The organism is Oleiphilus sp. HI0079 (assembly GCF_001635105.1).
This window is the reverse complement of record NZ_LWFT01001139.1, coordinates 1-26,734: the sequence shown is the minus strand read 5'-3', so window position 1 is coordinate 26,734 and position 26,734 is coordinate 1. Positions and strand designations below refer to the sequence as shown.

Annotated in this window: 28 protein-coding genes and 1 pseudogene; 13 read left to right on the top strand and 16 right to left on the bottom strand. The window is 47.8% G+C overall.

Features of this window, described 5'->3' with window-relative positions; all coding sequences use genetic code 11:
• Positions 1–550 (top strand): methyl-accepting chemotaxis protein (locus A3750_RS20210; RefSeq protein ID WP_304440218.1); only part of this gene is annotated, 550 nt, incomplete at its 5' end.
• A 5-nt stretch (positions 551–555) separates the two neighbouring features.
• On the opposite strand, the gene A3750_RS20205 is transcribed toward A3750_RS20210, so the two are convergent.
• From A3750_RS20205 to A3750_RS20170, 8 genes are all read right to left on the bottom strand, one after another.
• A complete protein-coding gene (locus A3750_RS20205) occupies positions 556–1,326 on the bottom strand; it encodes a sterol desaturase family protein (RefSeq protein ID WP_068548702.1) in 771 nt (256 codons plus the stop codon).
• Between the two features lie 53 nt (positions 1,327–1,379).
• On the bottom strand, positions 1,380–1,838 hold the full coding sequence (locus A3750_RS20200; protein WP_068464624.1) for a globin family protein: 459 nt from the start codon (positions 1,836–1,838) through the stop codon (positions 1,380–1,382).
• Positions 1,839–1,907: 69 nt separating this feature from the next.
• Entirely contained in the window at positions 1,908–2,996 is a 1,089-nt protein-coding gene (modC, locus tag A3750_RS20195) for a molybdenum ABC transporter ATP-binding protein (RefSeq protein ID WP_068548700.1), read from the bottom strand.
• Complete coding sequence (gene modB / locus A3750_RS20190) at positions 2,993–3,685, bottom strand: molybdate ABC transporter permease subunit (protein WP_068451287.1); 693 nt, start codon at positions 3,683–3,685, stop codon at positions 2,993–2,995. The genes modC and modB overlap by 4 nt, the downstream gene beginning before the upstream one ends.
• Positions 3,682–4,464, bottom strand: a complete 783-nt coding sequence (gene modA, locus A3750_RS20185) for a molybdate ABC transporter substrate-binding protein (RefSeq protein ID WP_156498781.1) — start codon at positions 4,462–4,464, stop codon at positions 3,682–3,684. Before modA ends, modB begins: the two co-directional genes overlap by 4 nt.
• Before the next feature lie 3 nt (positions 4,465–4,467).
• Positions 4,468–5,196 (bottom strand): glycosyltransferase family 2 protein, encoded by a 729-nt coding sequence (locus A3750_RS20180; RefSeq protein ID WP_068520465.1) that lies wholly within the window; start codon positions 5,194–5,196, stop codon positions 4,468–4,470.
• Between the two features lie 49 nt (positions 5,197–5,245).
• Complete coding sequence (locus tag A3750_RS20175) at positions 5,246–6,814, bottom strand: hypothetical protein (protein WP_068451293.1); 1,569 nt, start codon at positions 6,812–6,814, stop codon at positions 5,246–5,248.
• Positions 6,811–7,188, bottom strand: a complete 378-nt coding sequence (locus tag A3750_RS20170) for an HAD hydrolase family protein (RefSeq protein WP_068451296.1) — start codon at positions 7,186–7,188, stop codon at positions 6,811–6,813. The genes A3750_RS20175 and A3750_RS20170 overlap by 4 nt, the downstream gene beginning before the upstream one ends.
• Positions 7,189–7,406: 218 nt before the next feature.
• Here A3750_RS20170 and A3750_RS20165 point away from each other — a divergent pair, with 218 nt between their 5' ends.
• From A3750_RS20165 to A3750_RS20135, 7 genes are read left to right on the top strand one after another with little or no spacing between them, the layout of a single operon-like run.
• Positions 7,407–8,549 (top strand): glycosyltransferase, encoded by a 1,143-nt coding sequence (locus A3750_RS20165; protein WP_197475191.1) that lies wholly within the window; start codon positions 7,407–7,409, stop codon positions 8,547–8,549.
• Positions 8,542–9,537 carry a WavE lipopolysaccharide synthesis family protein gene (locus A3750_RS20160; RefSeq protein WP_068548706.1) on the top strand — a complete coding sequence of 332 codons (996 nt, stop codon included), beginning with the start codon at positions 8,542–8,544 and terminating at the stop codon, positions 9,535–9,537. Before A3750_RS20165 ends, A3750_RS20160 begins: the two co-directional genes overlap by 8 nt.
• Positions 9,538–9,595: 58 nt before the next feature.
• Positions 9,596–10,660, top strand: coding sequence for a dTDP-glucose 4,6-dehydratase (rfbB, locus tag A3750_RS20155; protein ID WP_068520468.1), 1,065 nt, complete (start codon positions 9,596–9,598; stop codon positions 10,658–10,660).
• 22 nt (positions 10,661–10,682) lie between these two features.
• Positions 10,683–11,552 (top strand): glucose-1-phosphate thymidylyltransferase RfbA, encoded by an 870-nt coding sequence (gene rfbA / locus A3750_RS20150; RefSeq protein ID WP_068520500.1) that lies wholly within the window; start codon positions 10,683–10,685, stop codon positions 11,550–11,552.
• Positions 11,542–11,970 (top strand): FdtA/QdtA family cupin domain-containing protein, encoded by a 429-nt coding sequence (locus tag A3750_RS20145; protein WP_068520469.1) that lies wholly within the window; start codon positions 11,542–11,544, stop codon positions 11,968–11,970. The genes rfbA and A3750_RS20145 overlap by 11 nt, the downstream gene beginning before the upstream one ends.
• Positions 11,971–12,025: 55 nt before the next feature.
• A complete protein-coding gene (locus tag A3750_RS20140) occupies positions 12,026–13,129 on the top strand; it encodes a DegT/DnrJ/EryC1/StrS aminotransferase family protein (RefSeq protein ID WP_068520471.1) in 1,104 nt (367 codons plus the stop codon).
• Positions 13,126–14,073 (top strand): glycosyltransferase, encoded by a 948-nt coding sequence (locus A3750_RS20135; RefSeq protein WP_068520472.1) that lies wholly within the window; start codon positions 13,126–13,128, stop codon positions 14,071–14,073. The genes A3750_RS20140 and A3750_RS20135 overlap by 4 nt, the downstream gene beginning before the upstream one ends.
• 52 nt (positions 14,074–14,125) lie before the next feature.
• Here the strand turns inward: A3750_RS20135 and A3750_RS20130 are convergent, their stop codons facing one another.
• Genes A3750_RS20130 through A3750_RS20120 form a run of 3 tightly spaced genes read right to left on the bottom strand, consistent with a single transcriptional unit; the run spans position 14,126 to position 16,673 of the window.
• Positions 14,126–15,079, bottom strand: a complete 954-nt coding sequence (locus A3750_RS20130) for a GNAT family N-acetyltransferase (protein ID WP_068520474.1) — start codon at positions 15,077–15,079, stop codon at positions 14,126–14,128.
• On the bottom strand, positions 15,076–15,999 hold the full coding sequence (locus A3750_RS20125) for a hypothetical protein (protein ID WP_068457300.1): 924 nt from the start codon (positions 15,997–15,999) through the stop codon (positions 15,076–15,078). The genes A3750_RS20130 and A3750_RS20125 overlap by 4 nt, the downstream gene beginning before the upstream one ends.
• Complete coding sequence (locus A3750_RS20120; protein WP_068464631.1) at positions 15,999–16,673, bottom strand: acetyltransferase; 675 nt, start codon at positions 16,671–16,673, stop codon at positions 15,999–16,001. The genes A3750_RS20125 and A3750_RS20120 overlap by 1 nt, the downstream gene beginning before the upstream one ends.
• Positions 16,674–16,857: 184 nt before the next feature.
• Here A3750_RS20120 and A3750_RS20115 point away from each other — a divergent pair, with 184 nt between their 5' ends.
• From A3750_RS20115 to A3750_RS20095, 5 genes are all read left to right on the top strand, one after another.
• The gene (locus A3750_RS20115; RefSeq protein WP_068453811.1) at positions 16,858–17,955 is read left to right on the top strand and encodes a glycosyltransferase family 4 protein; all 1,098 of its coding nucleotides are present in this window, start codon (positions 16,858–16,860) and stop codon (positions 17,953–17,955) included.
• A 78-nt stretch (positions 17,956–18,033) separates the two neighbouring features.
• Positions 18,034–19,482: a capsule assembly Wzi family protein gene (locus tag A3750_RS20110; RefSeq protein WP_068453813.1), complete on the top strand. Its 1,449-nt coding sequence runs from the start codon at positions 18,034–18,036 to the stop codon at positions 19,480–19,482.
• Positions 19,476–20,057 carry a hypothetical protein gene (locus A3750_RS20105; protein ID WP_068520476.1) on the top strand — a complete coding sequence of 194 codons (582 nt, stop codon included), beginning with the start codon at positions 19,476–19,478 and terminating at the stop codon, positions 20,055–20,057. The genes A3750_RS20110 and A3750_RS20105 overlap by 7 nt, the downstream gene beginning before the upstream one ends.
• A 15-nt stretch (positions 20,058–20,072) precedes the next feature.
• Positions 20,073–21,170, top strand: coding sequence for a glycosyltransferase family 4 protein (locus A3750_RS20100; protein ID WP_068548698.1), 1,098 nt, complete (start codon positions 20,073–20,075; stop codon positions 21,168–21,170).
• A 1-nt stretch (position 21,171) separates the two neighbouring features.
• Entirely contained in the window at positions 21,172–21,609 is a 438-nt protein-coding gene (locus A3750_RS20095) for a PaaI family thioesterase (protein ID WP_068520480.1), read from the top strand.
• On the opposite strand, the gene A3750_RS20090 is transcribed toward A3750_RS20095, so the two are convergent.
• From A3750_RS20090 to A3750_RS26450, 5 genes and pseudogenes are all read right to left on the bottom strand, one after another.
• Positions 21,610–22,329, bottom strand: coding sequence for a sulfite exporter TauE/SafE family protein (locus A3750_RS20090; protein WP_068520482.1), 720 nt, complete (start codon positions 22,327–22,329; stop codon positions 21,610–21,612).
• A gap of 1 nt (position 22,330) precedes the next feature.
• On the bottom strand, positions 22,331–23,392 hold the full coding sequence (locus A3750_RS20085; protein WP_197475190.1) for a glycosyltransferase family 9 protein: 1,062 nt from the start codon (positions 23,390–23,392) through the stop codon (positions 22,331–22,333).
• Positions 23,393–23,397: 5 nt separating this feature from the next.
• Positions 23,398–24,864 (bottom strand): bifunctional D-glycero-beta-D-manno-heptose-7-phosphate kinase/D-glycero-beta-D-manno-heptose 1-phosphate adenylyltransferase HldE, encoded by a 1,467-nt coding sequence (hldE, locus tag A3750_RS20080; protein ID WP_068520485.1) that lies wholly within the window; start codon positions 24,862–24,864, stop codon positions 23,398–23,400.
• A gap of 105 nt (positions 24,865–24,969) precedes the next feature.
• Positions 24,970–26,079, bottom strand: a complete 1,110-nt coding sequence (locus A3750_RS20075) for a hypothetical protein (protein WP_068520486.1) — start codon at positions 26,077–26,079, stop codon at positions 24,970–24,972.
• Positions 26,080–26,197: 118 nt separating this feature from the next.
• Positions 26,198–26,734, bottom strand: a pseudogene (locus tag A3750_RS26450) (hypothetical protein); the annotation flags it as partial.

Below are 26,734 nucleotides of genomic sequence, written 5' to 3'. Positions count from 1 at the left end.
AGAACTTATGACGGTTGTTGAGGCGAGTAAAGAAATTTCACAGATTCTCGAAGTGATCAATGACATTGCAGAACAGACAAACTTACTTGCCTTAAACGCGGCCATTGAAGCGGCTAGGGCGGGAGAGCTCGGGCGCGGTTTTGCCGTGGTAGCGGATGAGGTTCGATCTTTGGAGCAAAAAACGCATGACTCAACAGAGCAAATTAAGGGGGCGGTTTCAGGGCTTTATGAAGCGATTAACAGAGCGCAAGATGTGACCAAAAAAGGTGTTGAAGAAGCGGAAAAGGGCGTGGAAGGAGTTGATCGCATGCGTGAGTCGCTCGAAAGCATCGATGATCAACTCAAAGAAATAAAAGATATGAACACAACTGTAGCAGCGGCTGCCGTTGAACAACTTGCCGTTTCTGAGGAGGTTGCCAACCGGATCCAGGAAATCAGTACGCTTTCTATGGAGAACTTGGATGTGGCGGCGCAAAGTGACGCGGAATCGGGATCAGTTGAGAAGCTTGCTTTCGAGATGCAAGCATATATCGAAAAATTTAAGAGTTAGGCGTTTCAATGGGCGCTTCTTTTCGCTGTCGCCGGGCTTTGGGTTTTAAGCCAGCGGTCAATGATCGGTAAGAACCCGGCGTAGTTCCCTTTGTAGGTTTCGTGGTGCCGGTCATGAAACTCCGGGCCATGATAGAACGGCACTAGCCGCATCGGGTTCCACTTAAAGCTGTAGCCTAGATGTCCGTCAACCGCTTCCATCTGTCGCCATATGAACCACGCGTACACCACATAAATATGGCTTGAGAGCAGTATTGGGCCAATCAGTGCAATGCCGGCAGTTAATGCTAGCTCAACCCAGTGAAAGTAGTTACCAGCCAATGCATAAGGTGTTCTAACCTGATGATGTACAGAATGCACATTCTTTAGCAGCCACTTATTTTCATGCATCGTTCGATGCATCCAGTAGTACAGAAAATCATCCAAGACGATAAAAAAAGCAATTTGCCAGACGAAGGTTGTCCAGTGAGGCACTTCGCCTGCGTGAATGCCAGTTAGACGAGCTAAGGGCCAGGCCAATACAAGCAGCGTGAACACTAATAGGGAGTTGAAAACGATCAACGTGATGTTTTTACCTAAAAACGTGCTGACTTCAAAGTCTTTGTTTTGCACCCGATAAGGTTTGGCCCATTCAGGATCTAACCACGCGAGTACGGTCCATGGTGCGGCGAGCAAGACGAAAACGCCAATGCCAATCGCAAAAGTGATGACGGGAAACTGAATAAACAAGGGCTCTTGATACCAGCCAATGATGGTATCGATGATGTCGGTTGGCATACGCGATTGTATTTTTTGTTATTGAGTACGCAATGAGCTTACACCATCACTGGTTAATGTACATATTGCTTGGTGTTTTGATAGGTGTTCGGGTCAAAGTCAGGATAGGCTTTTGAGCGCATAACGATTGCAATGGTTTTATATACTTCAACCCATGCGGCTTTACAGTCTGGCGTAAAATCATCACCGAGCCCCTCGGCGAGTGTATTAATCAGCGCATTTCCGACAGGCGTGTAGTCATCCACCTTTACACCATAGCTAACATGTTTCACTGCCATGTTTTCAAGCACTGGAACAAGCGCATCGAGATCATCAAGGGACTTTACTGCAAGCTTAAGCGCCGTCATCAATTTCTTACCCTGACCCTTCATGTCGTGTTTGAACAAAGGCTTTAAGGACGGGTCATAGGTAAAAAGCTTGTTGTAGAAGATTTCGGCTGCGGCATCTGCAATAGGCTCGACTTTCGCAAAGCTGGCTTGAACGAGCTTTTTCTGTGCTTCCGTAATGGCCATGTAGCAGGCTCCAATCAACGATAAGTGGTTAGGAAGCTAGTCTAGAATCCGGAAAGCTGCAAACTGTCACTAGTCAAAAATAGACAGTGCTTTTACTTGTGCCCAGACCTCTTGGTCAATCTTCAAGTTCAGCTTTTTTAACGAACGTTTGGTGATGAGCGCATGAAGCGTATTGTCTCCAATAGCGAGCTTGATGCGCACGGAGTGACTTTCGCTTGTGTGTTTGATGTTTTTTATTCTAGCTGGCAGGACGTTCAAGATACTCTGTTCGGTGTTTGGGAACCGACTAATACTGACGTCGCGTGCGGTTACTCTCAGCCGGATTTTCTGCCCCTCGGAAAGCGCTTGCTCGCCTATCCAGACAGCGATTGGCGCCCCAGTTTGCGAGCCTTTGATTTCTGCTTTTGACAGGCTGTTTTCTTGATCGATCTCGGTGATTGTGGCTTCAAATACGGATGCAAGCTGCTCCTGATCGAACAGTGCGCTGTGTTCGGCAAATGTTTGTAAGGCTGGCCCAAGGTACGCGGCTTCTCCTTGTTGCATAAGCAGTATGTCGTCCGCGAGTTGTGCAATTTCATCGATTGAGTGTGAAACGTAAAAAATGGGCGTACTCGAGCTAGACTTAAAGCGCTGAATTAGGCGCAGCATTTGGCGTTTTGATGTTGCATCTAATGCAGACAGCGGTTCGTCCATCAAGATTAGATCCGGCTCACAGACAATCGCACGCGCTAGGCAGGCCCGTTGGCGTTGTCCGCCGGAAAGCGTGTCGGGTCGCTGACTTCGAAGGCGGCTAAGGCCGCAATCATCTAACACGCGGGTAATATCGAGATCGCTCTTATGTACTTTACGAAGTTTAAGGTTGAGTCTGATGTTGTCTTCAATGTTGAGATGAGGAAGCAGTCTTGCTTCTTGAAAGAGGTATGCAATATTCCGCTTTGCCGGGGCAAGCCATGTATTGCTCGAAGAGCGTTGCCAAACTTGCTTGTTTACCGATATCTCACCGAGTGGCTGCTCTAATCCTGCGATGCACCGAAGTAGTGATGTTTTTCCGCACCCTGAGGGCCCGAAGACGCCAGTTAACCCCGTATTCTTGAACTCGCGTTGGATCTGAAGAGCAAAATCCGCACGCTGAAGAGAAATATCTACTTTGATGCTCATGCGCTGGTGCCCGCTCTGACCGCGCCTTTGCGTCCGCGTTGCTGAAGTTGCGCCAGACTCCAGATCACTAAGAATGCGAACACAAGCAAACCAAACGAGAGCACATGTGCTTGCTCGTAGTTTAGCGATTCAACATGATCGTATATTGCAATGGAGAGCACGCGTGTTTCATCCGGGATGTTGCCGCCAATCATAAGAATCACGCCAAATTCACCAAGTGTATGCGCAAAACTCAGAATGGCGGCACTGATCAACCCTGTTTTCGCCAGCGGTAAGGCGATTCCGAGAAAGCGTTGTCGGGCCGAGGCGCCCATTGTCGTGCCAAGCTCGAGAAGTCCTTTATCGATCGCCGAAAACGCGTTGTAGATTGGTTGCACAGCGAAAGGCAGAGAATAAATGATGGAGCCGATTACCAAGCCCCAGAAAGTAAACACAAGGGGCCCCAAACCTAGGCTATCTGTTAGCTGGCCAATCAAACCGCTTGGGCTCATCAGGAGCAATAGATAGAACCCAAGCACTGTTGGTGGTAGCACAATGGGTAAGGTGATGATTGTAAGAACAAATGGTTTGAGCTTGCTTGTCGTTTGGCTGAGCCACCAGGCAAGGGGTGTAGATATAAGCAGTAGAATAGCCATGGTGACAAACGCGAGGCGCAGGCTAAGCCAAAGTGTGGTCCAATCAGAGCTCATTCAATATCCGTTAAATATCCAGCATCTTGAATGATCTTACGCGCAGATTCACTCCGAAGAAACTTTAAGAATTGTTCTGCAGCCGTCGCATTCTCAGCGCGTTTTAGTAAGACCGCGTTTTGCTGGATGGGGGCATGCCACTCACTTGGTATCACGCTATGGTGAACGGATTTGTTGTTGCTGAGAACCTGTGCGTAGGCAACAAGGGCATTATTGCATGCGCCACTATCAAAAAATTGAAAGGCCTGAGCAACCGACTGCCCTTGCACGATGCGCTCAAATTGCCAGTCTTGACGTTTTAACCTTGCTATTACCTCTAAAGCGGCTCGGCCATAAGGAGCGAGCTTCGGATTTGCGATGGCAAGGCAGCTAAGGTTTTTAGCGCCATCCAGGGCAACATGCTGAGCCGATTTGTGAGAGACCAAAGCGAGCTGCCCGAAGGCATAGGTAAACTCTGAGCCCGGCACCACAAGACGGGTATCGAGCTTTTTGCCAATGGGCTCGGCAGAGAGGAAAATATCAATCGGAGCGCCATTGCTAATTTGCGCGACGAGTTTGCCTGAAGAAGCGAAAATAGTCTTGGTTTGGTGTAAATTTTCCGTCTGGGCACTGATCAGCGCGATCATCGTGGACTTGAAGTTTGAAGCCACGGCGATGGTGGGTTGCGCGTTGACCCCTGTGTGGGTCGCCAACATACTGATTAGCGCTAAAAACAGTCTGCTCGTCTTTTTAAGACTCAGCAGAATGGTGACGGAGTTTGACTGGCTGCGAGATGGCAAAATCTACACTCGGTTCTCTGCAAGAAACGCATCATACTCCGCGGGCACACCACAAAACGTAATGTCTTCGTTCTTCACCAAGTCGTATCGAATGTCTGCGCCTTCTGCAATCATCAGGTTGTAGAGTGGGGCGATGTAATACTCGTTATTGACGAGTGCGGAATTAGCGCGTTTTGCCTTGTCGAACAGTGTTAAAAAATCGGAACCGCTTTTGAAGTAGTAAAGTCCGGTGCTGCACAAGTTTGATATTGGCTTTTTCTCGGCGGTTTCGATCACTTTATTCGAATGCTTATTCAATGGTTTTGCGTAAGACCAGTTGTCTCCTTCTCCCTCGAACACTTCAAGGTAGCCATCGCACGCATCCATGAATTTAGGAAACGTAAAGTTACGGCGAAAGGTATCGATATTAAAGACAACAATCGGATCATCAAGCCGTTTCGAGTGTTCTAGGCCTAGCGCGACGGTTTCAGCCTGGCCTCCTGTTGGCTCGGTGAGTAGCACGACTTCGTAGTCCACTATTCCCAGTATTTTGCATCGTTCTTCGACAAAGGCCGGAGTGTTCTGAATATCGCGGCAGATGAAGAGAAAGGGCTCTGTTTTAAAATAGGTTTTAAAGCTTTCTACCGCATAGTCGAAGAGCGGCTTGCCAAAGCCATCAAGCATGTATTTTGGCTTATCGTATCCAGCTTTGGTAAAGCGCGAGCTTAAGCCCGCCATCGGCATTACAATCACGTTTTGGTTCCTTTTCAGCTCAGAGAGGTTGGTCGTTCGTTATCAAACTCTAAGCGCTTAATTCTGCATACAGCTTCATGGCATTTGCGAGCAAGGCAAGTTGGCGTTCTGGCTTGTCAGCATGAAGCGGAAGCATCGATAAAAATAATTGTACCTGCATTGCGAGCAGTTGATTCGCGTTCAGGCCAAACTGTTGTTCGCATAAGGTCTCAAAACGCTCGCGGATAAAGCTGTCCTTGTCGGTTTGATACACTTCGAAGGCGAGCGCGTTACCGTCTCGACTTAGATCAAAATATCCGGCGATGATAAAGTCGTATTTTCCGATGATCGAGTGCGCTAATTTCGCGATGTCGTAATGCGCAAAACCATGAATAGAGAGCAGTCCTTCATTGTTCATGCCTCGTGGGTCGATGACCTTGATACTTTGCGATCGAAAGTCATAAAGGATATTACTGAAGCAGAAATCACCGTGAACGACCGTTTGCACTTCCGTGTCAGGTATATGGCGTGCACTTGTCTCGTGAATGTGTTTAATCGACGGCATATTTACGCCGTTTAGCGTCCACGGCTCGTCAAGTGCTATGCCTGTATCGTTACTAAACTCCGCTAAGCGTTTGTCGGTTTTTTCGAGCAGAAATGTTTTAAAGGATTGGGTTGATTCCGTCGCCTCGAAGGTACTACAAAGAGAAACAAAGTGCCCGCATGCTTTAAGAATTTTGTCCCACACAAAAACCGGTAGATCACCAAAAACGAAGAGCTCATTAAGGCTGCTGATGCATTGATACTCGATGCGATAGCCTTCGACTCGCTGACCTGCGCTAAGCTCACCGAGAAAATTGGGCGTATGGCGTTTTAGTTCGCTGGGTATGTTTTGGAACCAATGGCTTTCGGCAGCCATTTTGTTTGGCATGTCGCTGCGCTTGGTGACCACGCCCGACTCGACCTTTAGGCTATTGAATGCACGAGCCGTACTCACATGTGTTTTGGACCGGAAGTAGGTATGTAAGTGTCCGAAGTCATGCCAGTCTTTCGTGAGATACGATGAGAGTTTGCATTGTTGACTGTATAAATTTATTCCCTCAATGAATGCGCCGCGCGCTCGGACCATAGATTGAATAAACGTGCGTGCATCGCTAAACCGAAAGTATCCATTAACCACTTGTTTGTTTGCCTGCGTGGCGCCGTCGTAGGGGTGGAAGTCTTGAACGGTTTTGCCATCAAACGTCGCCCATTCATAGTTATCCTCTACTTCGCTGACGGCAATGATGTCGTGCAGCTCTACTGGGATGTCATAAACGAGTGTGTCGCCATGCAGTATGGTAAGAGGGCCTTCTGAGTAACCGCTTAAGTTAAGTGCGCAAACGATTGAGTCTCCGAGTGACAAACCTTCTGGGATTTCAAGTATCTCGATCGACATCTGTTCAAGTTGTCTTAAATCGTGTTTGGGAATAGAGAAGCTTTCCGGAATGGTAAGAACAACCTTGTCCTGTGTGTTTAAACTCTCATATTGGTAGCGATACAGGCGCTGATTCCCAATAGGCAGGAAGGCCGGAGGGATTTTTCCAAGCTCGGACCGAAACTCAGGGCCGATATAAGCCGCGGAGGTAATGAGAATCAAAGTACTTTTTCCTTTGCGAGCAGTTCGTTGATTTCTGCTGGGCTCATGCTGGTGAATTCACTTGGTCGTACGGACTTGTCATCCACGTAGAATCCCTCATAGCCACACCAAGGTTTGCCGACGATGATTTCGTCATAAGGGATGTTGTGCTTGTCGAGCCAGGCCATAATGACAGGCAAGGTGTGCACGTTGATTTTGCCCACGTTGCCTTCATAGGTTCGCATGTTGCGAGCTGTGCTAATTACAATATCGAAGCCCTGAGCCTTATATTCTCGTATTTTTTCAACTACGCCAGTTTGAGGTGTGGCTTCACTGTAATTGCCGCTTTCGCCTGAGGTAATGGTTCCATCAAGGTCCATGATGAGTCGTTTCATAGTTTGGGGCTCTAAAAAAGTGACGAGGCGCTTTTACAACCAATCCCTTTTGGATCATAGGATTGGACCAATATGTCATTAATTTATCACAGAACTTTGGGTATTTGATTGTTTTGGGATGGGTTAAATGCCTCGAACTGCAATGTTAAAGACTGTTGCTTCGCTTTTGTAGACCTGCGGTTTGGCGTAATATGCGCGCTAAATCACTAGGGTACAAAATGAAGATCGCGTTTTTTCTTGGCTCAACCTCTTATGCATCCGGTTTATATAATGCCACAACGGATACAGCAGCAGCTATTCGCAAGATGGGGCATGAGGTGGACTATGTCTTTTTAGAGCAATCTGAGGCGTTACGCGAGTCAGATAAAATTGTCGATATTTGGGGCTTGAGTAAAAAAACGCGAAGTAGCCGTGTGTTCATCAAACTGATGAAAACGCTCTTCGGGTACCACTTTTTTCATGCTCTTTTTTCAATGCTCTTCTCTGCAAAATTAGAGACGTTTTTGCAAAAACACGATTACGACTTAGTGTTTTTTCACGGTACAAATTTTCTGCCTTTTTCTGCTTATTCTGCGCCAAGCTATGTGGTCGTGCATAGTTGTAAGTATGTCAACTTAGTTGGCCGAAGAAGAGGCATTAAGAAATATTTCTATCACAAGCTTTATCAAAAAATTTATTCTAGCAAACATTTGCTTTGCGTCTCTGATAGCGCAAAAGAGGATATGCTGACTTTGATTAAAGCCAAGCCGCAGTCTATTGAAACGATCTACAACGGCTTTGATTTCGAAAAAATGAAAGCCCTTGCGCAACAGCCTTGCGCGCTTGAGCTACCCGAGAAGTTCATTATGTCTGCTGGGCGGCCTGATCGCACCAAGCGTTTCGATGTGCTGCTTCGTGCCTTTGCTGAGTCGTCATCAAGAGAAACGCACGACTTGGTTATTTTCGGAGAGGGGCGGGGATTGCCAGAACTGCAGGGGCTCGCGAAGGAGCTCGGAATTGACCATCGCGTTCGGTTTCTCGGGTTTTACTCTCCTCTAAATGCGGTCTATCAGCATGCGAGCCTTTATGTGCTGAGTTCTGATATTGAAGGCTTGCCTACCGTGATTGTCGAAAGCATTGTGGCCGGAACCCCAGTGGTGAGTACCGATGCAGGTGGGGCGCGTGAACTGTTAGCGAACGGCTCCGCTGACTATGTTTGTGAGAAGGGAAACCACAGAGAGCTCGCCAAGTTGATCGATCGGGCGCTCGAAGAAGACAAACCGGTGAGTGCAGAGATGCTTTCTTTTCTTCAATCCGATAAAGTCGCTCTACACTATATCTCCTGTGCCGAAAGACAGGCTCGGAATGCTCGCTATGATTAAAAACTCCGATATTACCGTTGTGGTTCAAGGGCCTGTTGTGGCGAGCCCTGATCGGGCTATGGACGAGGGCATTACCGAGAAGTGTCTGACCAGCGTTCGTCATCACCTGCCAGGGGCGCATGTTATTTTGTCGACATGGCAGGGCCAACCGGTCGAAGGCTTAGATTACGATGAGCTTTTGTTAAATGAAGATCCGGGTAGCAATATCACGGAATATACCGCAGACGGCAAGCCCGATGCATCCAACAATAATCGCCAGATCGTTTCTTCTCGAGAAGGGTTGAAGCGAGTAAAAACGCCTTATGCGATGAAGTTACGTTCTGATAACTATCTAGTGGGTGATCAGTTCAAATTTCTGCAAGCGTCCTTTCCAGAGCGCTGTGAAGAAGATCGCTTTCTCAGCGAGCGGGTCGTGGTGAACAACACCTTTACCAGAGCTTACGCCAGATCAAGGAGAGTTGCGCTACACATGTGTGACTTTTTTTACTTTGGGCGAACCGAAGATGTTCGCGCGTTATGGGGTATGAGTAATTTGCCTGATCTCGCTTATGACCAAACACGCAATGGCCAAAAGCAATATTGGGGCGCGCCGCATTACAAAATAGATTGCACGCAAAAACTCTTGCTTGTTGCTCTTCAGCAGTATGATGCCAGCTTGAATGTAGAGCACCTTCACGACGCACCGGACGATCTCATTGCGCGCTCAGAACGAATTTATGCCAATAACTTTGTGATTGGTGAGCCCGAGCTGATTGGTTTAGGGCTATGTAGCAAATTTGGCCCTCAAGAGCGGGCGAACCGCCTTAGTGGACGCCTCACCTATGTGAACTTCGATGATTGGCAGGTGCTTTACAAAACATATTGTGATGCAGAGTTTCCGCTCGGGATGGCGCCATTACGGATTCGAAAGCGGAACTTTCTCCGGGCTTTTCTGCTTGCCGCAAAGTTATTGGAAGAGGCGCTAAAGAGGCTCAAGAAGAAGGCTTAAAGCAGATAGGCTATTCTGCCGTCTGAGAAGAGAATATAGATAGGTTCAAACACATTATATGAAAATACTGGTAACAGGCGGAGCGGGTTTTATAGGGTCTGCTTTGATAAGACACCTTATTCAGGACTGCGAGCATCACGTTTTGAACGTTGATAAGCTCACTTATGCCGGTAATTTAGAGTCTTTAAGCTCGATTGAAGGTCATGAGCGCTATCGGTTCTATCAGGCGGATATCGCCGATCGAGAGCTTATGTCGCGTTTGGTTAACACGTTTGAACCAGACGCGATTATGAATCTCGCGGCAGAGAGTCATGTAGATAGATCTATTGATGGCGCAGCCGATTTCATCCAAACGAACATAGTGGGTACATTTCAGCTATTGGAAGTTGCTCGACAATATTGGACTTCCTTAAAGAGTGATCAGCAAAGCGCGTTTCGCTTTCATCATATCTCGACGGATGAGGTTTATGGTGATCTCGAAGACGATGGCTCACTATTTACTGAATCGACCTCTTATAAACCCAGTAGTCCGTACGCGGCTACGAAAGCGTCTAGTGACCACTTAGTGAGGGCTTGGAGCCGGACATACGGCTTGCCAGCAATTGTCACCAACTGTTCCAACAATTATGGGCCGTATCACTTCCCTGAAAAGCTTATTCCGTTGATGATTTTGAATGCGCTTGAGGGAAGGCCGTTGCCTGTCTATGGCAATGGACTTCAAATTCGCGACTGGCTTTATGTTGAAGATCATGCTCGAGCCCTTGTTCGCGTTATCGAAGAGGGGAAGGTGGGCGAAACATACAATATCGGTGGTAACAACGAAGTTCGAAACATCGATGTTGTAAAAGGTATTTGTTCCATTCTAGAAGAGCTCAGACCTTGCCTTCCTGTCGGCGTTGAACGATACGTCGATTTGATTCAATTTGTTGACGACCGGCCAGGGCACGATCTTCGCTATGCGATTGATTCGTCAAAGATTCAGTCTGATCTTGGGTGGCAACCAAAGGAAAGCTTTGAAACTGGCTTGAGAAAAACGGTTGAGTGGTTTTTGGAAAACCAAGAGTGGTGGCAGCGCGTGCTTGATGGGTCTTACAATCGAGAACGACTAGGCATCAGCGACTAGGCATCAGCGACAAGGAGCAATGATGAAGGGCATTATTTTGGCCGGTGGTTCGGGAACTAGGCTCCATCCGATTACGATGGGGGTCTCCAAACAGCTTTTACCTGTCTATGACAAACCGATGATTTATTATCCTTTGTCTGTTTTGATGCTAGCTGAAATTCGCGACATATTGATCATTACGACGCCAGATGATCTTGCTGCTTTTCAGCGACTGCTCGGTGACGGCAGTCAGTTTGGTGTGTCTTTGTCGTATGCTGTTCAGCCCAGTCCAAACGGGTTAGCGGAAGCGTTTATTATTGGCGAAGAGTTTATTGGGAACGACTCGGTTAGTTTGGTGCTTGGCGATAATATTTTCTACGGGCAGGGCTTCAGACCGAAACTAAAACTGGCTGCACAGCAAGACTCCGGCGCCACCGTATTTTGTTATAAGGTAAAAGATCCTGAGCGTTTTGGCGTTGTTGAATTTGATGAAAACTACAAAGCGCTATCCATTGAAGAAAAGCCAGAGAAGCCAAAGAGCAAGTATGCGGTTACCGGCTTGTATTTTTATGACAACGACGTGGTCGAAATAGCGAAAAATATCAAACCTTCTCACCGCGGAGAGCTGGAAATTACTTGTGTGAATGCGGAGTATTTGAGAGCCGGTAAGCTAAATGTCGAGTCGCTTGGGCGTGGTTTTGCTTGGCTTGATACGGGAACTCATGACAGTTTGTTAGAAGCCTCTCATTTCGTGCAAACGCTTGAACACCGTCAGGGCTATAAGGTTGCTTGCCTAGAAGAAATAGCGTTTAAAGCGGGTTGGCTGAGTGAAGCAGATGTTTTGAAAACGGCTGAAAAGTTTATCAAAAACAGTTACGGACAATATTTGAAAGAGATTTTAGATGGGCATTAACCCCACGGAAAGTGATGTGAGAGAGCTGCTTTTCTCAAGTTTAGGGGACTCGAGAGGGGAATTAATAGCGCTGGAGCAGTTCAAAGAAATACCTTTTGAAATTAAAAGGATTTACTACATCTTCCAAACTGCAGAAAACGTGAAAAGAGGGTTTCATGCTCACCAGAGTTTGAAGCAGGTAGCGATTGCTCTATCTGGGTCCTGTGTTTTCGATGTCGAAACCGAGAACGGAAGCTCCTCCCATTTGTTAGATTCCCCCAGTAAAGGTTTATATATGGGCGGGTTAGTGTGGCGAGAGATGCGCGATTTTAGCCATGACTGCGTGCTGCTGGTTATTGCTAGCGAATGCTATGATGAAGCCGATTACATTCGTTCATACGATGCGTTTAAGCATCAAAAGAGTCTTCTTGCTCAGTAGCAATCAATGATCTGCTGTCATCCCGCCAAATACAAAGAAAGGTATAGAAGTACACATGGTTGAGTTCTTAGATTTGAAAGCTGTTAACGCGCAGTATCGAAGCGAATTGATAGCGGCGTGTGAAGAGGTTGTCGATTCTGGGTGGTATATTCAAGGCGAAAAACTGTCTTCTTTTGAGCATCGTTTTTCTGGTTGGTGCGGCACAAACTATTGTGTCGGTGTGGGCAATGGGTTTGATGCGCTTCGCTTGATTATGCGTGCATGGATGGAGCTAGGGCGTTTGAACCATGGTGATCACGTGCTTGTTCCCGGGAACACCTATGTGGCAAGTGTGCTCGCAATTACCGAGTGCGGGTTAGTTCCAATCTTCGTTGAGCCCGACGTGTCAACGTATAACCTTTCACTAGAACAAGTACAAAAGCAGGTAACCTCCAAGACCAAGGCAATCATGCCTGTGCACTTATACGGGCAGCTCTGTCCTATGCAAGAGCTTAGCGCTTGGGCGAAAGCAAACGATATTCTCGTGATTGAGGATTGTGCCCAGGCTCACGGTGCTGCGCGTGAAGGCATTCGAGCTGGTGCTTGGGGCGATGCGGGCGCGTTCAGCTTTTATCCCGGAAAGGTTCTAGGTGCGCTGGGTGATGGTGGAGCAATCACGACGGACGATTCTGAGCTTGCGGACACGCTTCGCTCACTGAGAAACTACGGGTCTGAAGAGCGCTATGTTCATGGTTTGCAAGGTGTGAATAGTCGTTTGGATGAAATTCAAGCTGCGATGCTGTCTGTTAAGTTGAAGTATCTGGATCAAGAGATTGCGGTAAGGCGAGCGATCGCTCAGAAGTATCTAACAGATATTTCGTCTAAATTTTTAACGCTACCTTATAGCGGAATCACTGAAGAACATGTTTGGCATTTGTTCGTTGTGCAGTGTGAAGCGCGTGATGCGCTCCAAGCTTACCTTGCCGATAATGGCGTGAAGACGCTCGTGCACTATCCGATCCCTGCGCATAAACAGAAAGCCTACCCCCATTTTAATGACCTTTCTTTGCCCGTGACTGAGAGGCTGAGTCGCACTGTTTTAAGCTTGCCGATATCGCCTTGCATGACAGAACAAGAAGTTGAACACGTGATTAAAGCCGTTAATGGGTTCTCAGCATGACCTTATCCAATGGGCAACCGAAGGTACTCGACGACGTCGTATTTATTTGTTTTGTATACAATCAAAAGAAATTTGTGCGCGAAGCGATAGATTCAGCAATCAATCAGACGTGCTATCCCTCGCGACTCATTATTATGGATGATGCTTCATCAGATGGAACTCAGGAAGTCATTGAGGATGTCATTAAGTCGGCTCCGTCGGAGCTGACTATCGAGTATTGGCGTAATGACCAGAACCTTGGCTTGAATGCGCAGCTAAACAAATTGTCTGGGCAGTTCGAGAATACGCTTATGGTGTTTCAAGCGGGTGATGATATCTCGGAGCCGACGCGGGTGGAGGAAACCTACGCATGTTGGCTAGCGAACGACCGGCCACCGCTTATTGTTGCAAGATATGATGAGATTGATGAAAACGGCGACATGGTTTCTTCCTTCTCTGCGTCGGCCAAGCCGCAAAAAAAATACACATTCAAACGCTTAGTGAACAGGCGAGCCACTATTTATGGATGTTGCCCCGCGTATCATTCGCAGGTGTTTAACCATTTTGGTCGAATACCAAGCTATATAATCAATGATGACAGGGTTAATACATTTAGAGCGCTTTGTTTGGGAAACATCTGTTACCTTCACACGTCACTCTTAAAATACCGCGTCGGTATCGGGGTTTCTTTTTATGATGACGTCGCAAAAGATGACCAGCTTTACCGCTTAGTCACGGATGCCAAGCGTGAGGTGAGCGACATAAAGTGCCATCTCAGTGATTTAGACGCGGCTCCACGCAAGGACAAAAAATACATCTCGAAGCTGCTCATGCGCAGAAACAGGTATGTAATGTGGCTCTCAGCCCTAGAGCAAGCGCCTTCCTTTTCAGATGTACTGCGCGCCATTCTCTCAGGCGTGCCAATCAAGCCTGTATGGAAAGCTTATAAGAAGCTTAGAAAGTAGGCCTAGGGCGAAACGTTGTTCGGCTAGTTGTTTCGGGCTTGTGCTAATCGGTTTAAACGGATTTCGCGCTGTCTAATGGCAACGTGTAAGTATCGATCGCTAACCCTCTACCACCAAAGCTCTCTTTTTGCGCAATTAGGCCGCCGTTAAGGATGGTTCCGTTCTCTTCGGTAGAGATGCCAAAGCTAAAATATTGTTGGTTTTGTGACATGGCATCTTGGATACAGTTTTCTATCAGAAAATCGAGGGCCCCCACGGCCTTTCCTTCGTCTGAGGTGGCCATATATTGTGTGTGCGTAATATTATTGAATTTGAACAGTAAGGTGGCTGCCATCAGGGTGCCATTCTGTTCTGCCATCTCCAAAGAGATATTTTCAGGGAAGCATGAATGTAGGTATTCGAGTTCTGCGGCGCTGTGGACGGGGCTCGCACCATGCTTGGATAGTACGCTACTAAGTAGAGCATGAAATGCTTGCCAGTCTTGCGATTTGCTTACGGTAACAGACTCTTTCTTTGCTTTGTTTATTAACCATTTCCGGCCTTTTGAGATCTTTGGGCGAGCCTTGAGATCGATCACGCTTGATAGGTCTCTGCGCGACAAAGTTGCACCTTCTTTCATCAGGGCATACAAATCATCTTGATACATCGAGCGTTGAAAAACATGAGGGATCGCTTTATAGCGAAGCGATACACAGCCGTCTTTTTTGCAGAAATTCGTGAGGCTCTCGAACAACTCGAGCATTGATGAGGCTCTTACTTTATCCCCTATAAGGAGGCCTCCATATGTAAGCCCTCCATGAGATACGATCGTGTCTTCATGTCTGGAAGCGGGCAGAACTGCGATGAGTTTATTGTCATCGTAAAACATGAGGGATTGATCTTCAAAGCGGTCGCGATGGTACTCTACAAAGCGTCGCATGAAGAAAAATAGTGGTGATTTTGACGACTCGACAAATTGATCCCACTCTTGCTCTTTGTCGCTTGCATATTGGATGCATGAAATCAATTGACCATCTCCAAAAGGCCAAAACCGTCCTGTCCCATATTGTTTCCGTTATAGACTGCCCACAAGGAGTTGTTGCTTTTAAATAACCGAGGGTAACAAAGGTGCTTGCTATCAAAACTGCCTTCTGCGCCAAGCGTTAAATTCAGCGCGTTGTCGTTCCTTGTCCATTCTATGCCATCGGGCGACGTGGCGAGTCCCGGAAAGTAATCCTCTCCCGTCTTTGATCCGCTTGTAAAAAGCATAAAAAATTGATCGTCGAATTTGTAAACAGAAGGGCGTCCGATTCTGTACTCATTGTCTTTGTTATCGACGCATAGCTGTGGGTTCGATTCGAAGGTAAGTCCGTCGTTCGAGTAGCTATGCCAAATATTATATTGAGGGTAATCCGTACCTGCGATGTTTTGCCAGCCATCGCCCATAGCATGCCAGATACGCCATTTATCGTTTTCGAATCTTACTGAATGGATGGCGTTAATCATCACGCCATTCTTTGCCCGATCCAGAATGGGTGCTTCGGAGACGCGCGTGAAGTTCTCACCGTCAGAGCTGGTTGCAAGTCCTGAAAAAGCGAGGAACTTTACATTTTTAACGAGCTGGAAGCCGACATAGTACATGCGTATCTCGCCATTCGGCGCTTTGAGTACGTCTCCCAGAATGACGCCATTGTCGTCGAAGCATCCGGAACGGCCAGTATCGAGAACAGGTTTCTTAGATACTCGTTTTACGATAGAGGGATTCTCAGAGCATAAGTCGACGTAGCCGATACGGCTTACACCTTCATTGTCTCTAAACCCGCAATATACCCGAATTGTTTCTGCGTTTAAGTTGAACGGAGTCGGAGTTAGCGCGCCCGCGCACGCCCAGTCAGGCATTTGGGGTTTTGAAAAAATTAGCCCGTGTTTTTTCCAGTTAAATTGCATTAAAGCTTAACTCCTAAGCTGGATTTTCCAGGGACTATTTTGGCTGGTGAGCCCACATATATGCTCTCAGGCTCCAACAATGATTTGTTCACCAGGCTCGCCGAGCCAACAATGCAGCTATGCGCTAGAGTGGTATTGTCATTAAACGTCGCATTCACCCCCAGGAAGCACGAGTGTCCTATCGAACAGTACCCGGAAACGACCACGTGGGATGATAAGAAACAATGGTCCTCAATGACGGTACGATGGCCTATATGGTTGCCACTCCAGAGAATGCAGTTGTCGCCGATCGTCACAAAAGGCTGAACAACATTGTTTTCGAAAATGAAGCAATTTTCCCCAACTTTGGCATTTCTCCAAACAAACGCTCTGCTGCTAATGTAGGTCGCGAACTCGTAGCCCATGTTCTTGAGCTTTAAGTACAATCGGGTTCTTAGGCGATTTAGGTTGGTCGAGGGTATCGCCACGAAGGCACAAAACTCATTTGATGGATAATCGCTGAGGATGTCCTCTACCGCTGAGACTGGAAGCCCATTCAGCTGTTTATCCTTTAAATACTCGGCTTCAACACAAAAGCCTGCAATCGTGTAGTCTGAATCGTAGGTGAAATACTCGAAGGCAATTTCTGCTAGCTCTCCGGCGCCGATGATGATTAGCTTTTTAGGTTTGCTCATTATGTAATCCTTGTTCAATGAGGATTGGCAGAAGACTTGGAATTCGCGCCATTCTAGCATTGCTTTCTATCAATCTGATACAGCAACTCACCCTCAGCGCGATGCATGTGGGCGCTATTTAAGTAGAGAATTTTGCATTTATTATTTAGTATCGCGCGAACATTTCAATACTAGGCTTTGACCTATGGCGTTAAGATTATTAATCATCTCCTCCTACACCGACACTTGGAATTCGGTTCGTCCTGAAGCCGAGATTTTCATCGGCTTAGCGAAGCTGGGTGTCGACGTGACGTTGATGACAGAAGGTGATGCAGAGTACGTTTCACGCTTTAAAGAAAATGGCGTGAAGATTATCGATTTCCACCCGAAGAAGAAGTTTCAGTGGTCGGCGATTAAACGGGTTCGGGCTGAACTGAAAAACGGTCAATACGACGCGCTTTATATGTTCAACAACAAGGCGATTACCAATGGATTGTTTGCCTCTATCGGATTGCCGGTGAAGACGGTCTCATATCGAGGGCAGACGGGTAATATCTATTGGTATGATCCAACAAGCTATTTGACGCATTTAAATCCGCGCTTGGATGCAATTATTTGTGTCGCGAATGCGGTTCGTGATGATCTTTACCTGCACTCGCGTTTACCGAAAGATCGAATTACGACCGTTTACAAAGGGCATTCGCTTGATTGGTATCAGGATGCGCCTGCCGACTTGTCTGAGTTTGGTATCCCTGATGGCGCTTTCGTCGTAGGTTGCGTTGCTAATGACAGACCGAGAAAGGGCCTACCAATTTTGTTGCAAGCCTCGCATCAGCTTCCTCAAGACAAAGAGGTTTATTTTTTACTTGTTGGCAACGGCATGGACAGTGAGGCAATTCAAACGCTGATTAATCAAAGCCCGATGGCCGATCGCATTAAAGTAGCAGGGCATAGAAAAGATGCGCCGGCGTTGATTGCGGCGTGCGATGTCTCTGTCTTGCCATCGCTAAAAAGAGAGGGCTTACCCAAAACGGTGATCGAAGCCATGGCGTATGGAACCGCTGCGATTGTTTCAGACACGGGGGGCAGTGCCGAGCTTATTGTTGACGGTGAAAGTGGTATTCGTGTGCAGCCGGGCGACGTAGCAGCGATTGCTCAGGGAATTGCGCGTTTAGAGGCGGATCGTCACCTATGCGCGGCCATGTCAGAGGCCGGACGAAATAGGATTCGGGATCATTTCAATACTGAAAAGTCAGCCCAGGATACCTTGACCTTTTTAGCGCAGCTCGTGGCAGAAAAGTAATTTTTAAGCTGCTAGCCTTTCCCAACAAAAACTGTTTTCATAACTGCATAATTACATTTGTGTTTTAAGAGTATTTGGATGTCCTTACGCCAGGATAGCGCGCTAGTAGCTTTGCTTAGTTTCGCATTGGGTTTGTTGTTGGCGGTCATGCCCTTAAAGGCGAACGCGCGAGGTGTTTCGCCTTATCTTCCACTACATATCTCACCAGAAGCGGAACGTCAGATCGAACGATTGATGGTGCTGGCGGGCGATCCAGTTTTAACGCGGCCGATTCCTGCAGCACGCGTCCATGATGCTTTGAAATATTACTGTGAAGAGCCAAACACTCTATGTCGACAAGTGCGTAGCTATCTCAAGCGTTACTCGCAGACGGATGGGTTTACTTACGCTAATTTAGAGTTGAACGCCAAAAGCGATGAGAGTATTCCTTTGCCGAATCAGCGAGGCGAAGACAGTGATAACGCTGCAACAATCAATGCGCAGCTATACCTTCGACTAAATCAACACTGGTATGCGTTTCTGGGTGGTGAGCGTCGTGAAGACGGCGAATCCATGGAAGGCACCTACTCCAGCTTTGGTGTTGACTGGATGCAGTTTGATGTTGGCTATCGCTCACATTGGCTCTCTCCTATGCAGCACAGTGCGATGCTCTGGAGCACGAACGCTGAAACGCGCCCCTCATTAACACTTTCGAGCCCCATTTCAATCGGCTCGCTCGGCTTTCGCTATGAGTTGTTCGCAACTCAATTAAGCAAGTCAGACAATATCGCCTATCAAGGTGGCCTGACTTCCGGAAACCCATGTGCGATTGGCATGCATTTGAGTCTCAACCCTGTGCGACATGTCGCTTTTGGTTTGAATCGGGTGATGATCTACGGTGGGGGCGAACGGGGTGAGTGTTATGAGCCTGAAAACTTATTGAAAGCATTTTTTGACCCGAGTGGGGCGGATAATGCGGGGGATAATCTTAGTCAAGACGACGAATTCGGAAACCAAAGCGCCTCGCTGACCTCTCGGATCAATGTGACAGGCCAAGTGCCGTTTAGCCTTTATTTTGAGTACGCGGGCGAAGATACCTCAGTAAACAAGTTTTACAGACTTGGTAATGCGGCGTTACAGGGGGGTATTTATTTTCCTTCGTTGTTTGAGGAAGTCGATCTGACCTACGAATACTCCGAGTGGCAAAACAGTTGGTATGTACATTCGATTTACAAGGATGGCAGTGTCAGCGGCGGAAATATAATTGGTCATGCTGCCGCAGATCAGCGACAGAAGGGCGATGGTGCTGGTGGTCGCTCTAGCTTGCTTAGTTTTGGCTGGCAACATGCGGTGGATCGTTTGTTGAATGTACAGTTTAGAACGATTCAACAAGCCTCTTATTCTAGCTTTCATTACGAACCCGCATTCGATGCACAGGTGCGTTACTCAATCGCAGCGAGCGATTATATTTGGGGCTTGGAGGGGCGAACAGGAAGTAGTGTTTGGGATGAGGACTATTACCAGGTAGGAGCATTCGTTCGATGGTAAGGCGCATAAACAAGGTGGTTTTGTTGGTGCTAGGCCTGGCGCTTAGTGCATCGTCCTTTGCAGAGACGGAGTTTTCGTATTCGTTGGCGCTTGGCTCGACGATAGGAAAGGTAAAAACACTGCTTGATGGCGGGGACAATCCAGCAGCCGATACAAGTGATTGGGAGGCGGGACCTTACGTCGCATTTGGTGTTCACGGTTTGTATGCCGAGCGTCATGAGCTTGGTCTTGTTGCAAGTTACTCGACAGCGGATGGCGATGGCCTGTTGTCTATCAGGCCTTTTGATTATCGTTATCGTTTATCGGATGCACTCCGTTTGAAGGCATTTTTTGGTGTGGCGCGCTACGATAAGGAGACTGCCGCGCACGGATACTATCTAGGCTTTGGTAGCGAGTGGCGCGTGCTGTCTCACTCTAAAACCGATGGTTTAGGGCTTGGGGTTGAATTCGCATACGGTGACAAGATCGCCCGAGACCGGGTTTTGCCAACCGATCCACCGGCCATAGAGGCAAGCTCCCCAGAAATTTTCTATGATATGACTTTGGTGAATACCTATCTCGCTTGGTATTTTTAGCGTGAGGCGCTGAACATGAAAGTTGCGATCGTTCAAAAGGATCTTAAGAATCTGCGCTCAGGCGTCTCGCGTTTGGTTCGCTCTGAGTTAGAGGCCTTAGACGAAGTGGGGCACGAGTCATTTTTAATCTCAGAGAAAGTAAAGCCGATTGCTTATTCTCATACCAGCGCGCAAGTTCGTAAAACCTTTCGCTGGCCTTTCAAGGGTGCGATCCGACGTCGTTTTTTTAAGTGGCAGACGGAGTATTGGTTAGGCCGTATTGCGCCTGATGTATCGATCGCGCACGGAGATATCGCGAGCGCGGATGTGTGTTTTATTCATAATTGTGTGCATTTTGAACATGAACTTATTCATGGCGTCCCATTGCCCAGCGACAATGATGTTGGCGCGTTGCATACAGAAGTTCTAACCAAGCAGCAGTTTCAAGTCTTGGTGTGTAACTCGGAACTCATGAAGCAGGATCTGGTGCAGAGGTTCCATATTCGCGATAAGCATATCGAAGTACTTTATCCAAGTTGTGACCCAGACAACGTCACGCGTCCAGAGCGTGATATCCGGGCAGAGCTTGGTATGACAGGTGCTGACTTGGTGATCGGATTGATTACCTCAGGCAACTTCAAAAAGCGTAACGTGCAGTTGTTTCTCGAGGCGAGCGCGCAGCTTCGCTCAGAGCAGCGTTTGCATATCGTTGTCGCTGGTAATGGCAAGGCGAGTGAGTTTCAGAACTTGTTGGAACAGCACCCGCATACTGTGCACTTTCTTCCATCGACTGACTGTGTTGCAGACTATTACGCTATGCTGGATGTGTTTGTATTACCTGCCTTTATCGAAGAGTTTGGAATGAGTGCGCTAGAGGCAATGACCTGCTCAAAGCCGGTCGTTCTTCACAATATGGTTGGCGCGAGCGAAATCCTCGAGGGCGAAAGTGTGTCTTTTTCGATCTCTGGCTTGGATCAGCAAGTTTGGACTAACGCCTTACAAGCGCTCTGTGATGATGCAGGATTGCGAAAGCGGTTAGGCGCGCAAAATGCGGAGACAGCGAAAAAATATACCGCCAGCCAGCAGAATAAAAAGTTTCTCGAGCTGATTAGCCGATTTCAGGAAAACAGTTAATATGACGAAAAGCGAGCACTACACAGCGTTAAGTAATATGTATCGCGCCGCCCCGATTAATGCCATCTTTCCTCCTCGCATCGAAATTGAAGAGGGGGCTTGCACCATAGAAATTGACCTGAAGCCTGAGTACTGTCATTCGGCGGGAGGAACTCATGGCTCTGTTTACTTTAAACTGTTAGACGACACGGCTTTCTTTGCTGCGAATTCGTTTGAGGACGAAGTCTTTGTTTTAACAACCTCGTTTACCACCTATATCACTCGCCCAGTCTCTGAAGGCATCATGCGAGCGCACGGACGCATTGTTAATAAAAATAGAACGCAGTTTATTGCTGAGTCGGTCGCCTATGATCAGCAAGGTCGTGAAATTGCGCGAGGAAGCGGGATATTTGTCCGTGGCAAGTATCCGCTCAAAGATGCAATGGGCTATGGCTTATAGCTATAGGAATACCCCTGCGAGCGCAATGAGCGCCGCACCGCCACATAGTATGAGCAGTAGTGACCTAAACTTCTCGCCATCATCAATGTAATCCCTCGATTTTATACCCAGTACAAACCCTACGATACAAACAGGCAGAAAACTGACACTCTCCATTAGAAGTTGGTCATTCAGAATGCCAATGTAGGCGTAGGAGACCATGCTGATGGTGCAGCTATACCCAAAATACAAAGACAGGTTGGCGCGCACATTTTTGGGGTTGCCATGTTGCATAACCAAAGCCATTGGCGGCCCGCCTATGGATGTTGTGGTCCCCATTATCCCGCTGACGAATGCGGCTGTTCCCATCCGAGCCGGGGTGTATTGAAACTGCTTGCCAAAGTAGGAGATGACAACGGCCAGTAGCACACAGCCAGCGACAAATATTTGAAGCGTCTTTGTGTCGAGTTGCATCAACAGCCAGGCGCCAACGACGGTGCCTGGAAGGCGCGTTATAAAAGGGAGTATTAGCGCTTTTAGCTCTAAGTGAGCACGCTGGTTCCAGGTGTTTAAGATGCTGAGGAATAAGGCGCAGAGCGTGAGCGCGACGGGAACCCATAGAGGGTTGAGAATAACAATGATCGGAGCGGCGATCACGGCCATGCCAAAACCTAAAGCCGTTTGTACCCAGCAGCCGATGAACAAACTAAACGCCGCAGCGAGCCAGACCCACAATTCCATTCTAGGAGTCGAGTTCTAATAGCAGGTGATCAATTTGCTCAAAGACTTCTTTGCTTGTGATGGTATCCATTAGGTCTGATCCATGAACTCGTTTTCCCCATTTTACCTGCTCTGGAAGTTTGCCATATTGCTGTCTTAGATGCGCTTGGTAATGGTCAATGACATAGTTTTGGCTGCTATATGGCCCGGTTCGCTTGGGGTTTGAGTGGGCATATAGACCAATGACGCCCGTGCCTGCTGCATTCGCCATATGCAGCGGCCCTGTATCTGGCGCGAGAACAAACAAAGCGCGCCCCAAAAGTGCGTAAAGTTGTTTTAGAGTGGTTTGACCTACGAGGTTCTTCACGGGAACGCGGGTCTTGCTGCTAATGTATTCTGCAATCTCCGTATCGAGCGGCGCGGGACCTCCACATAGAATGACATTGATGCCTTTCCGTTGTACAAAATGTATCGCATCGATATAGCCTTGCGATGACCAACAGCGCTCTTTTTTACTTGCAGCAGGGCAAAGAATCATCGTTTGCTGGCCGTCGGGGATCATGCTTAGGGCAAATTCCCGGTCGGCTTCAGAAACTGGAATATTCCATGTCGGTGGGTAGCAATGCTCCTCTTTCGCCCCGAGCTTCAATGCGAAGCTTATAAAGCTATCGAGAACGTGCTGTTCGCTACTTTTTGGCAGCAAAGGTGGGATGCGCTCATTAATGACTAGTGAGTGTCCTTCTTTGGCGCGCTTCCAGTCATAGCCAAGTTTCTTTTTCGCCGGAATCAAGCGGGCAAGACGATTGGCGCGCATCGCGACCTGCATGTGCAACAATACATCGAAGGAGCGATTCTGCATCGCCGTTTTTAAGTCGTCGATCGCCGCTTTACCGCGTGCTTTTTCAAAGACAATAAATTCGATACCAGGAAGGTCGTAAACAAGCTGATGTTCGAGTTTACCGATAATCCATGTGATTTTTGCCTCGGAGAAGCTTTTTTGGATAGCCTGAACAGCTGCGACTGCGTTGCAGACATCGCCGAGCGCAGATAGACGCAGAATGCAGATGGATTCAGGACTGGACATAATTACTACTCGTCGCTTTGATTCTGTATCTTCTCGATGATACGAGTTGTTGAGCAGCCATCAACAAACTCTATGACAGCGACTTTACCACCGTTGCTTTGGACTAAGTCTGCTCCGACAATCGTTTCCACAGTATAGTCACCGCCTTTGGCAAGGACGTCCGGCTGAACTTTCTCGATCAAATAATAGGGCGTGTCATCATATTGGTCGCCTTTAACTTCGCCGAACGGCAGCACCCAGTCTACACTCGCTAAGCCGCCAATGACGGTTGCGCGGTCTTCAAACCGATTTACCGGGCGTGTTTCGCCTTTCAGTCTTTTAACCGATTCATCAGAATTAAGGCCTAACACTAAGCGGTCGCCAAGCGCGCGAGCTTTCTCAAGGTAACGAACATGGCCTGCATGCAAAATATCAAAGCAGCCGTTCGTGAATACAATTTTTTCGCCTGCGAGTTTGGCTAACTCAATGTGGCGAAGGGCTTCCTCTGTGGAATCGGCCTCTCGCGTTCCGCGTGAGTCGAAGAACACGCGATTTGCAATTTGGTATAGCTCTTCTGGCGTGACCGTTGCTGCGCCAAGTTTTGCAACGACGACGCCGGCAGCCAAGTTTGCAATTTGTGCAGCGTCATCGAGCGGTGTTCCAGCGGCCATCATGAGTGCTAGGGTACCGATCACTGTGTCTCCGGCGCCCGTAACATCGGCGACCTCGCGCACTCGCGTTGGCATATCATGTTTGCTATCTGAGGTGAGTACCGACATACCCTGTTCACTACGTGTTAACAGGATCGCGTCGATGCCTGCATTCGTCATCAGCTGTTTCGCTGAGGCATGAATCGCTTCCTCTGATCCGGTTTCACCCCCTGCGGCAATAAACTCTTTCAGGTTTGGTGTAATAACGTGAGCGCCTCGGTAAACGCTTAGATCGCTGGATTTTGGATCGACTAAGATCGTTTTTCCTCGAGCTCTTGCTTCACTAATCATTTCTGTCACGAAACGCAGCGAGCCTTTGTTGTAATCAGAGAATATGACAAAGTCGTACTGATCTAACTCTGCCTTGAAGCGCTCCATGAGCGTTAAGGCATGTTTTTCTTCAAAAGGATCTTCAAAGTCGAGGCGCACCACCTGTTGGTGACGACTAATCACGCGCAGTTTTGTGATTGTTGGCTGTTCGCTTTGTCGAATTAGTTGTGATGAGACTTTGTCTTTAGCAAGCATGCTTTCAAGGCGATCGGCATTTTCATCGTTGCCAATCAAGCCCATAAGAGACACCTTTCCATCCAGGTGAGCGATGTTTCTGGCAACATTTGCAGCGCCGCCAATGCGGTCTTCCAGATCGTTTATTTTGACAACAGGAACCGGTGCTTCAGGAGAAATTCGCTGAGAATCGCCTTGCCAATACCGATCGAGCATCACATCGCCAACAACAAGAATATTCAAGTCAGAGAGGTGGTCGAACACAGAGATATCAAACATGAAAAGTTAAACGCCAAACAATGAGAGGAATAAGTCGATAGCTTAGCGCAAAAGTGCCACTGCTTACAGTTTTGACCTTGTCTGAGAGCCTTTGGTCGTTGATCGTTATTTTAGCGCTTGTTGTTCTTGGTATGTTTGGTTGCTGAACTCTTCGAGCGGGTAGCTTTGTGTATACATGCCAGCTTTGGCAGGTGGCATTCTTAGCATGGGTACCCCAGCTTTCGCCAGCTCTACGGTTTGTATCAGATAGGGGCCGGGCTCGTCGCTGTCTCGAATCATCAGACCAAAATAGGTGAGCGGAATCCAGTGCTCGCCCGTGCTTAAACTATCGGAAAATTGTGCGCTGCCAACGGGGCTGTTACTGCTCGTGTAGAGTGAGGCTCGGACGTAGAATCTGGCAGGCTCGGCGACGTTGACTTCTATTTCAAATAGTAGATCGCCCTTTGTTGTGATGTGCTCGCGATATTCGCCTGTTAACTCAATGATCGGTGGGGAGATGACAAAGCTAACCGCTTCAGAAAGCGCCTTATGATCGCTCGCTATCAGGGCTTTGTAGATGCCTGGTTGCCAGTTCTGCGTTTGTTCGGAGGCAAGTGTTAGCGAATAGGTTCCATCGTTGTCATTGTCTACTAGCTCGAACGTTCCAAGTGATAGCGACTCGTTGAGGTATAGCGCGCTCATCATTTTATTTTGTATGCCGCGGTTTGCGCCATCGTCTACACGAGCAGAGAGCTGAACTGACTCGCCTTGAAGTAGATACTTTTTATCGGACCATGCGGTTATTGATGCTGTCCCATCATTGCTTTCAGTCGTTCGCTCGTGCGTTTCATAGACCATTGTGACTGGATCGCGTTCTAAGCGATCAAAACGAACATTGTCACTTGGATAACGAGTGAACGTCTCGTGATCTTTCAAAACGCCTTCATGGAGCGCTGTCTTGTTCTTTATTGCGCGGATTTGTTCAATGGGTGACAGCGGGCTTGAGTGTGGTTGCTCCTCTTCTTGAGTCGAAGCTGTCTTTGGCATTGCTAGGGCTGCTGTTGGTCTTTTGAGAAGCGGCTTTTGGCTTGCCTTTGAGTTTTCTTGGGTGTCTTTTGCTATTTCAAAAGAAGTCGCCTGATCTGGTATTGCTGCCACCTCCGACTCATGAAAAAACGCGAGCAAGGCCAAGGCAACGACAGGAGGGACGACTAGAAGAACAAGGTTTCTTTTCATAAGGTCTATTATAAGGCTGCTATGAATGGATAGTGGTAGTGGCTTGGTGTGTTGTTGTAAGAACGAGGAGACGGTATCTCCTCGTTCTTAATCTAACTCTGCTTTCTGTAGGAAAAGCTTATAAACAAGAGTTTATTCTGCCAGCCATGCTGCGCCCATTGCCACATGTTATGCCGTCTTCAATGTTGGTGTAGCTAGGGTATTTGATCCCAGCGTTACGCTCTGCATCGTGGTCTGTGTAAACGCTCGCCATATTGTAGGTGCGAGGTGTGCCTTTGTTCGAATCATTGCAGCGGAAGATAGGGCTGCCGTATTGAATTCCTAAGAAGTAATTGTAGTCGTTCAAATCACTTTCGAGATGGCGTTTGCCCGAACCGGCACAGCTCATTTGAGATGCTAGGTTAATGTAGCCATCGTCTTCGCCTTCAATAAGTGCTGAGCTTGCTCCTTCGAAACCAGGAAAGCCTTTATAGCCACCCATAACGTAAACAGGAGCCGCTAGGTTTGAGCCGATGTAGTTTTTTACTGCGTATGAGTCAAACGTTTGCAGCCAAGCGACGCTTTGGTTGCAGTCTTGACCTAGGAATGCCGCGTTGATCAAGCTGTCTAGCCAGTTACCATTGCAAACGCGGTCGGCACCCTCGGTGCCTGTGAT

What these genes read in the sequence shown, in the direction of transcription:
- rfbA (WP_068520500.1), top strand. Translation starts at nt 10,683, where the DNA reads ATGAAGGGCATTATTTTGGCCGGTGGTTCGGGAACTAGGCTCCATCCG.
- A3750_RS20105 (WP_068520476.1), top strand. Translation starts at nt 19,476, where the DNA reads ATGGTAAGGCGCATAAACAAGGTGGTTTTGTTGGTGCTAGGCCTGGCG.
- modC (WP_068548700.1), bottom strand. Translation starts at nt 2,996, where the DNA reads ATGAGCATCAAAGTAGATATTTCTCTTCAGCGTGCGGATTTTGCTCTT.
- A3750_RS20085 (WP_197475190.1), bottom strand. Translation starts at nt 23,392, where the DNA reads ATGTCCAGTCCTGAATCCATCTGCATTCTGCGTCTATCTGCGCTCGGC.
- A3750_RS20120 (WP_068464631.1), bottom strand. Translation starts at nt 16,673, where the DNA reads ATGAGCAAACCTAAAAAGCTAATCATCATCGGCGCCGGAGAGCTAGCA.
- A3750_RS20135 (WP_068520472.1), top strand. Translation starts at nt 13,126, where the DNA reads ATGACCTTATCCAATGGGCAACCGAAGGTACTCGACGACGTCGTATTT.
- A3750_RS20170 (WP_068451296.1), bottom strand. Translation starts at nt 7,188, where the DNA reads ATGAAACGACTCATCATGGACCTTGATGGAACCATTACCTCAGGCGAA.
- modB (WP_068451287.1), bottom strand. Translation starts at nt 3,685, where the DNA reads ATGAGCTCTGATTGGACCACACTTTGGCTTAGCCTGCGCCTCGCGTTT.
- rfbB (WP_068520468.1), top strand. Translation starts at nt 9,596, where the DNA reads ATGAAAATACTGGTAACAGGCGGAGCGGGTTTTATAGGGTCTGCTTTG.
- A3750_RS20205 (WP_068548702.1), bottom strand. Translation starts at nt 1,326, where the DNA reads ATGCCAACCGACATCATCGATACCATCATTGGCTGGTATCAAGAGCCC.
- A3750_RS20075 (WP_068520486.1), bottom strand. Translation starts at nt 26,079, where the DNA reads ATGAAAAGAAACCTTGTTCTTCTAGTCGTCCCTCCTGTCGTTGCCTTG.
- A3750_RS20145 (WP_068520469.1), top strand. Translation starts at nt 11,542, where the DNA reads ATGGGCATTAACCCCACGGAAAGTGATGTGAGAGAGCTGCTTTTCTCA.
- A3750_RS20095 (WP_068520480.1), top strand. Translation starts at nt 21,172, where the DNA reads ATGACGAAAAGCGAGCACTACACAGCGTTAAGTAATATGTATCGCGCC.
- hldE (WP_068520485.1), bottom strand. Translation starts at nt 24,864, where the DNA reads ATGTTTGATATCTCTGTGTTCGACCACCTCTCTGACTTGAATATTCTT.
- A3750_RS20200 (WP_068464624.1), bottom strand. Translation starts at nt 1,838, where the DNA reads ATGGCCATTACGGAAGCACAGAAAAAGCTCGTTCAAGCCAGCTTTGCG.
- A3750_RS20160 (WP_068548706.1), top strand. Translation starts at nt 8,542, where the DNA reads ATGATTAAAAACTCCGATATTACCGTTGTGGTTCAAGGGCCTGTTGTG.
- A3750_RS20090 (WP_068520482.1), bottom strand. Translation starts at nt 22,329, where the DNA reads ATGGAATTGTGGGTCTGGCTCGCTGCGGCGTTTAGTTTGTTCATCGGC.
- A3750_RS20125 (WP_068457300.1), bottom strand. Translation starts at nt 15,999, where the DNA reads ATGCAATTTAACTGGAAAAAACACGGGCTAATTTTTTCAAAACCCCAA.
- A3750_RS20115 (WP_068453811.1), top strand. Translation starts at nt 16,858, where the DNA reads ATGGCGTTAAGATTATTAATCATCTCCTCCTACACCGACACTTGGAAT.
- A3750_RS20100 (WP_068548698.1), top strand. Translation starts at nt 20,073, where the DNA reads ATGAAAGTTGCGATCGTTCAAAAGGATCTTAAGAATCTGCGCTCAGGC.
- A3750_RS20110 (WP_068453813.1), top strand. Translation starts at nt 18,034, where the DNA reads ATGTCCTTACGCCAGGATAGCGCGCTAGTAGCTTTGCTTAGTTTCGCA.
- A3750_RS20140 (WP_068520471.1), top strand. Translation starts at nt 12,026, where the DNA reads ATGGTTGAGTTCTTAGATTTGAAAGCTGTTAACGCGCAGTATCGAAGC.
- A3750_RS20165 (WP_197475191.1), top strand. Translation starts at nt 7,407, where the DNA reads ATGAAGATCGCGTTTTTTCTTGGCTCAACCTCTTATGCATCCGGTTTA.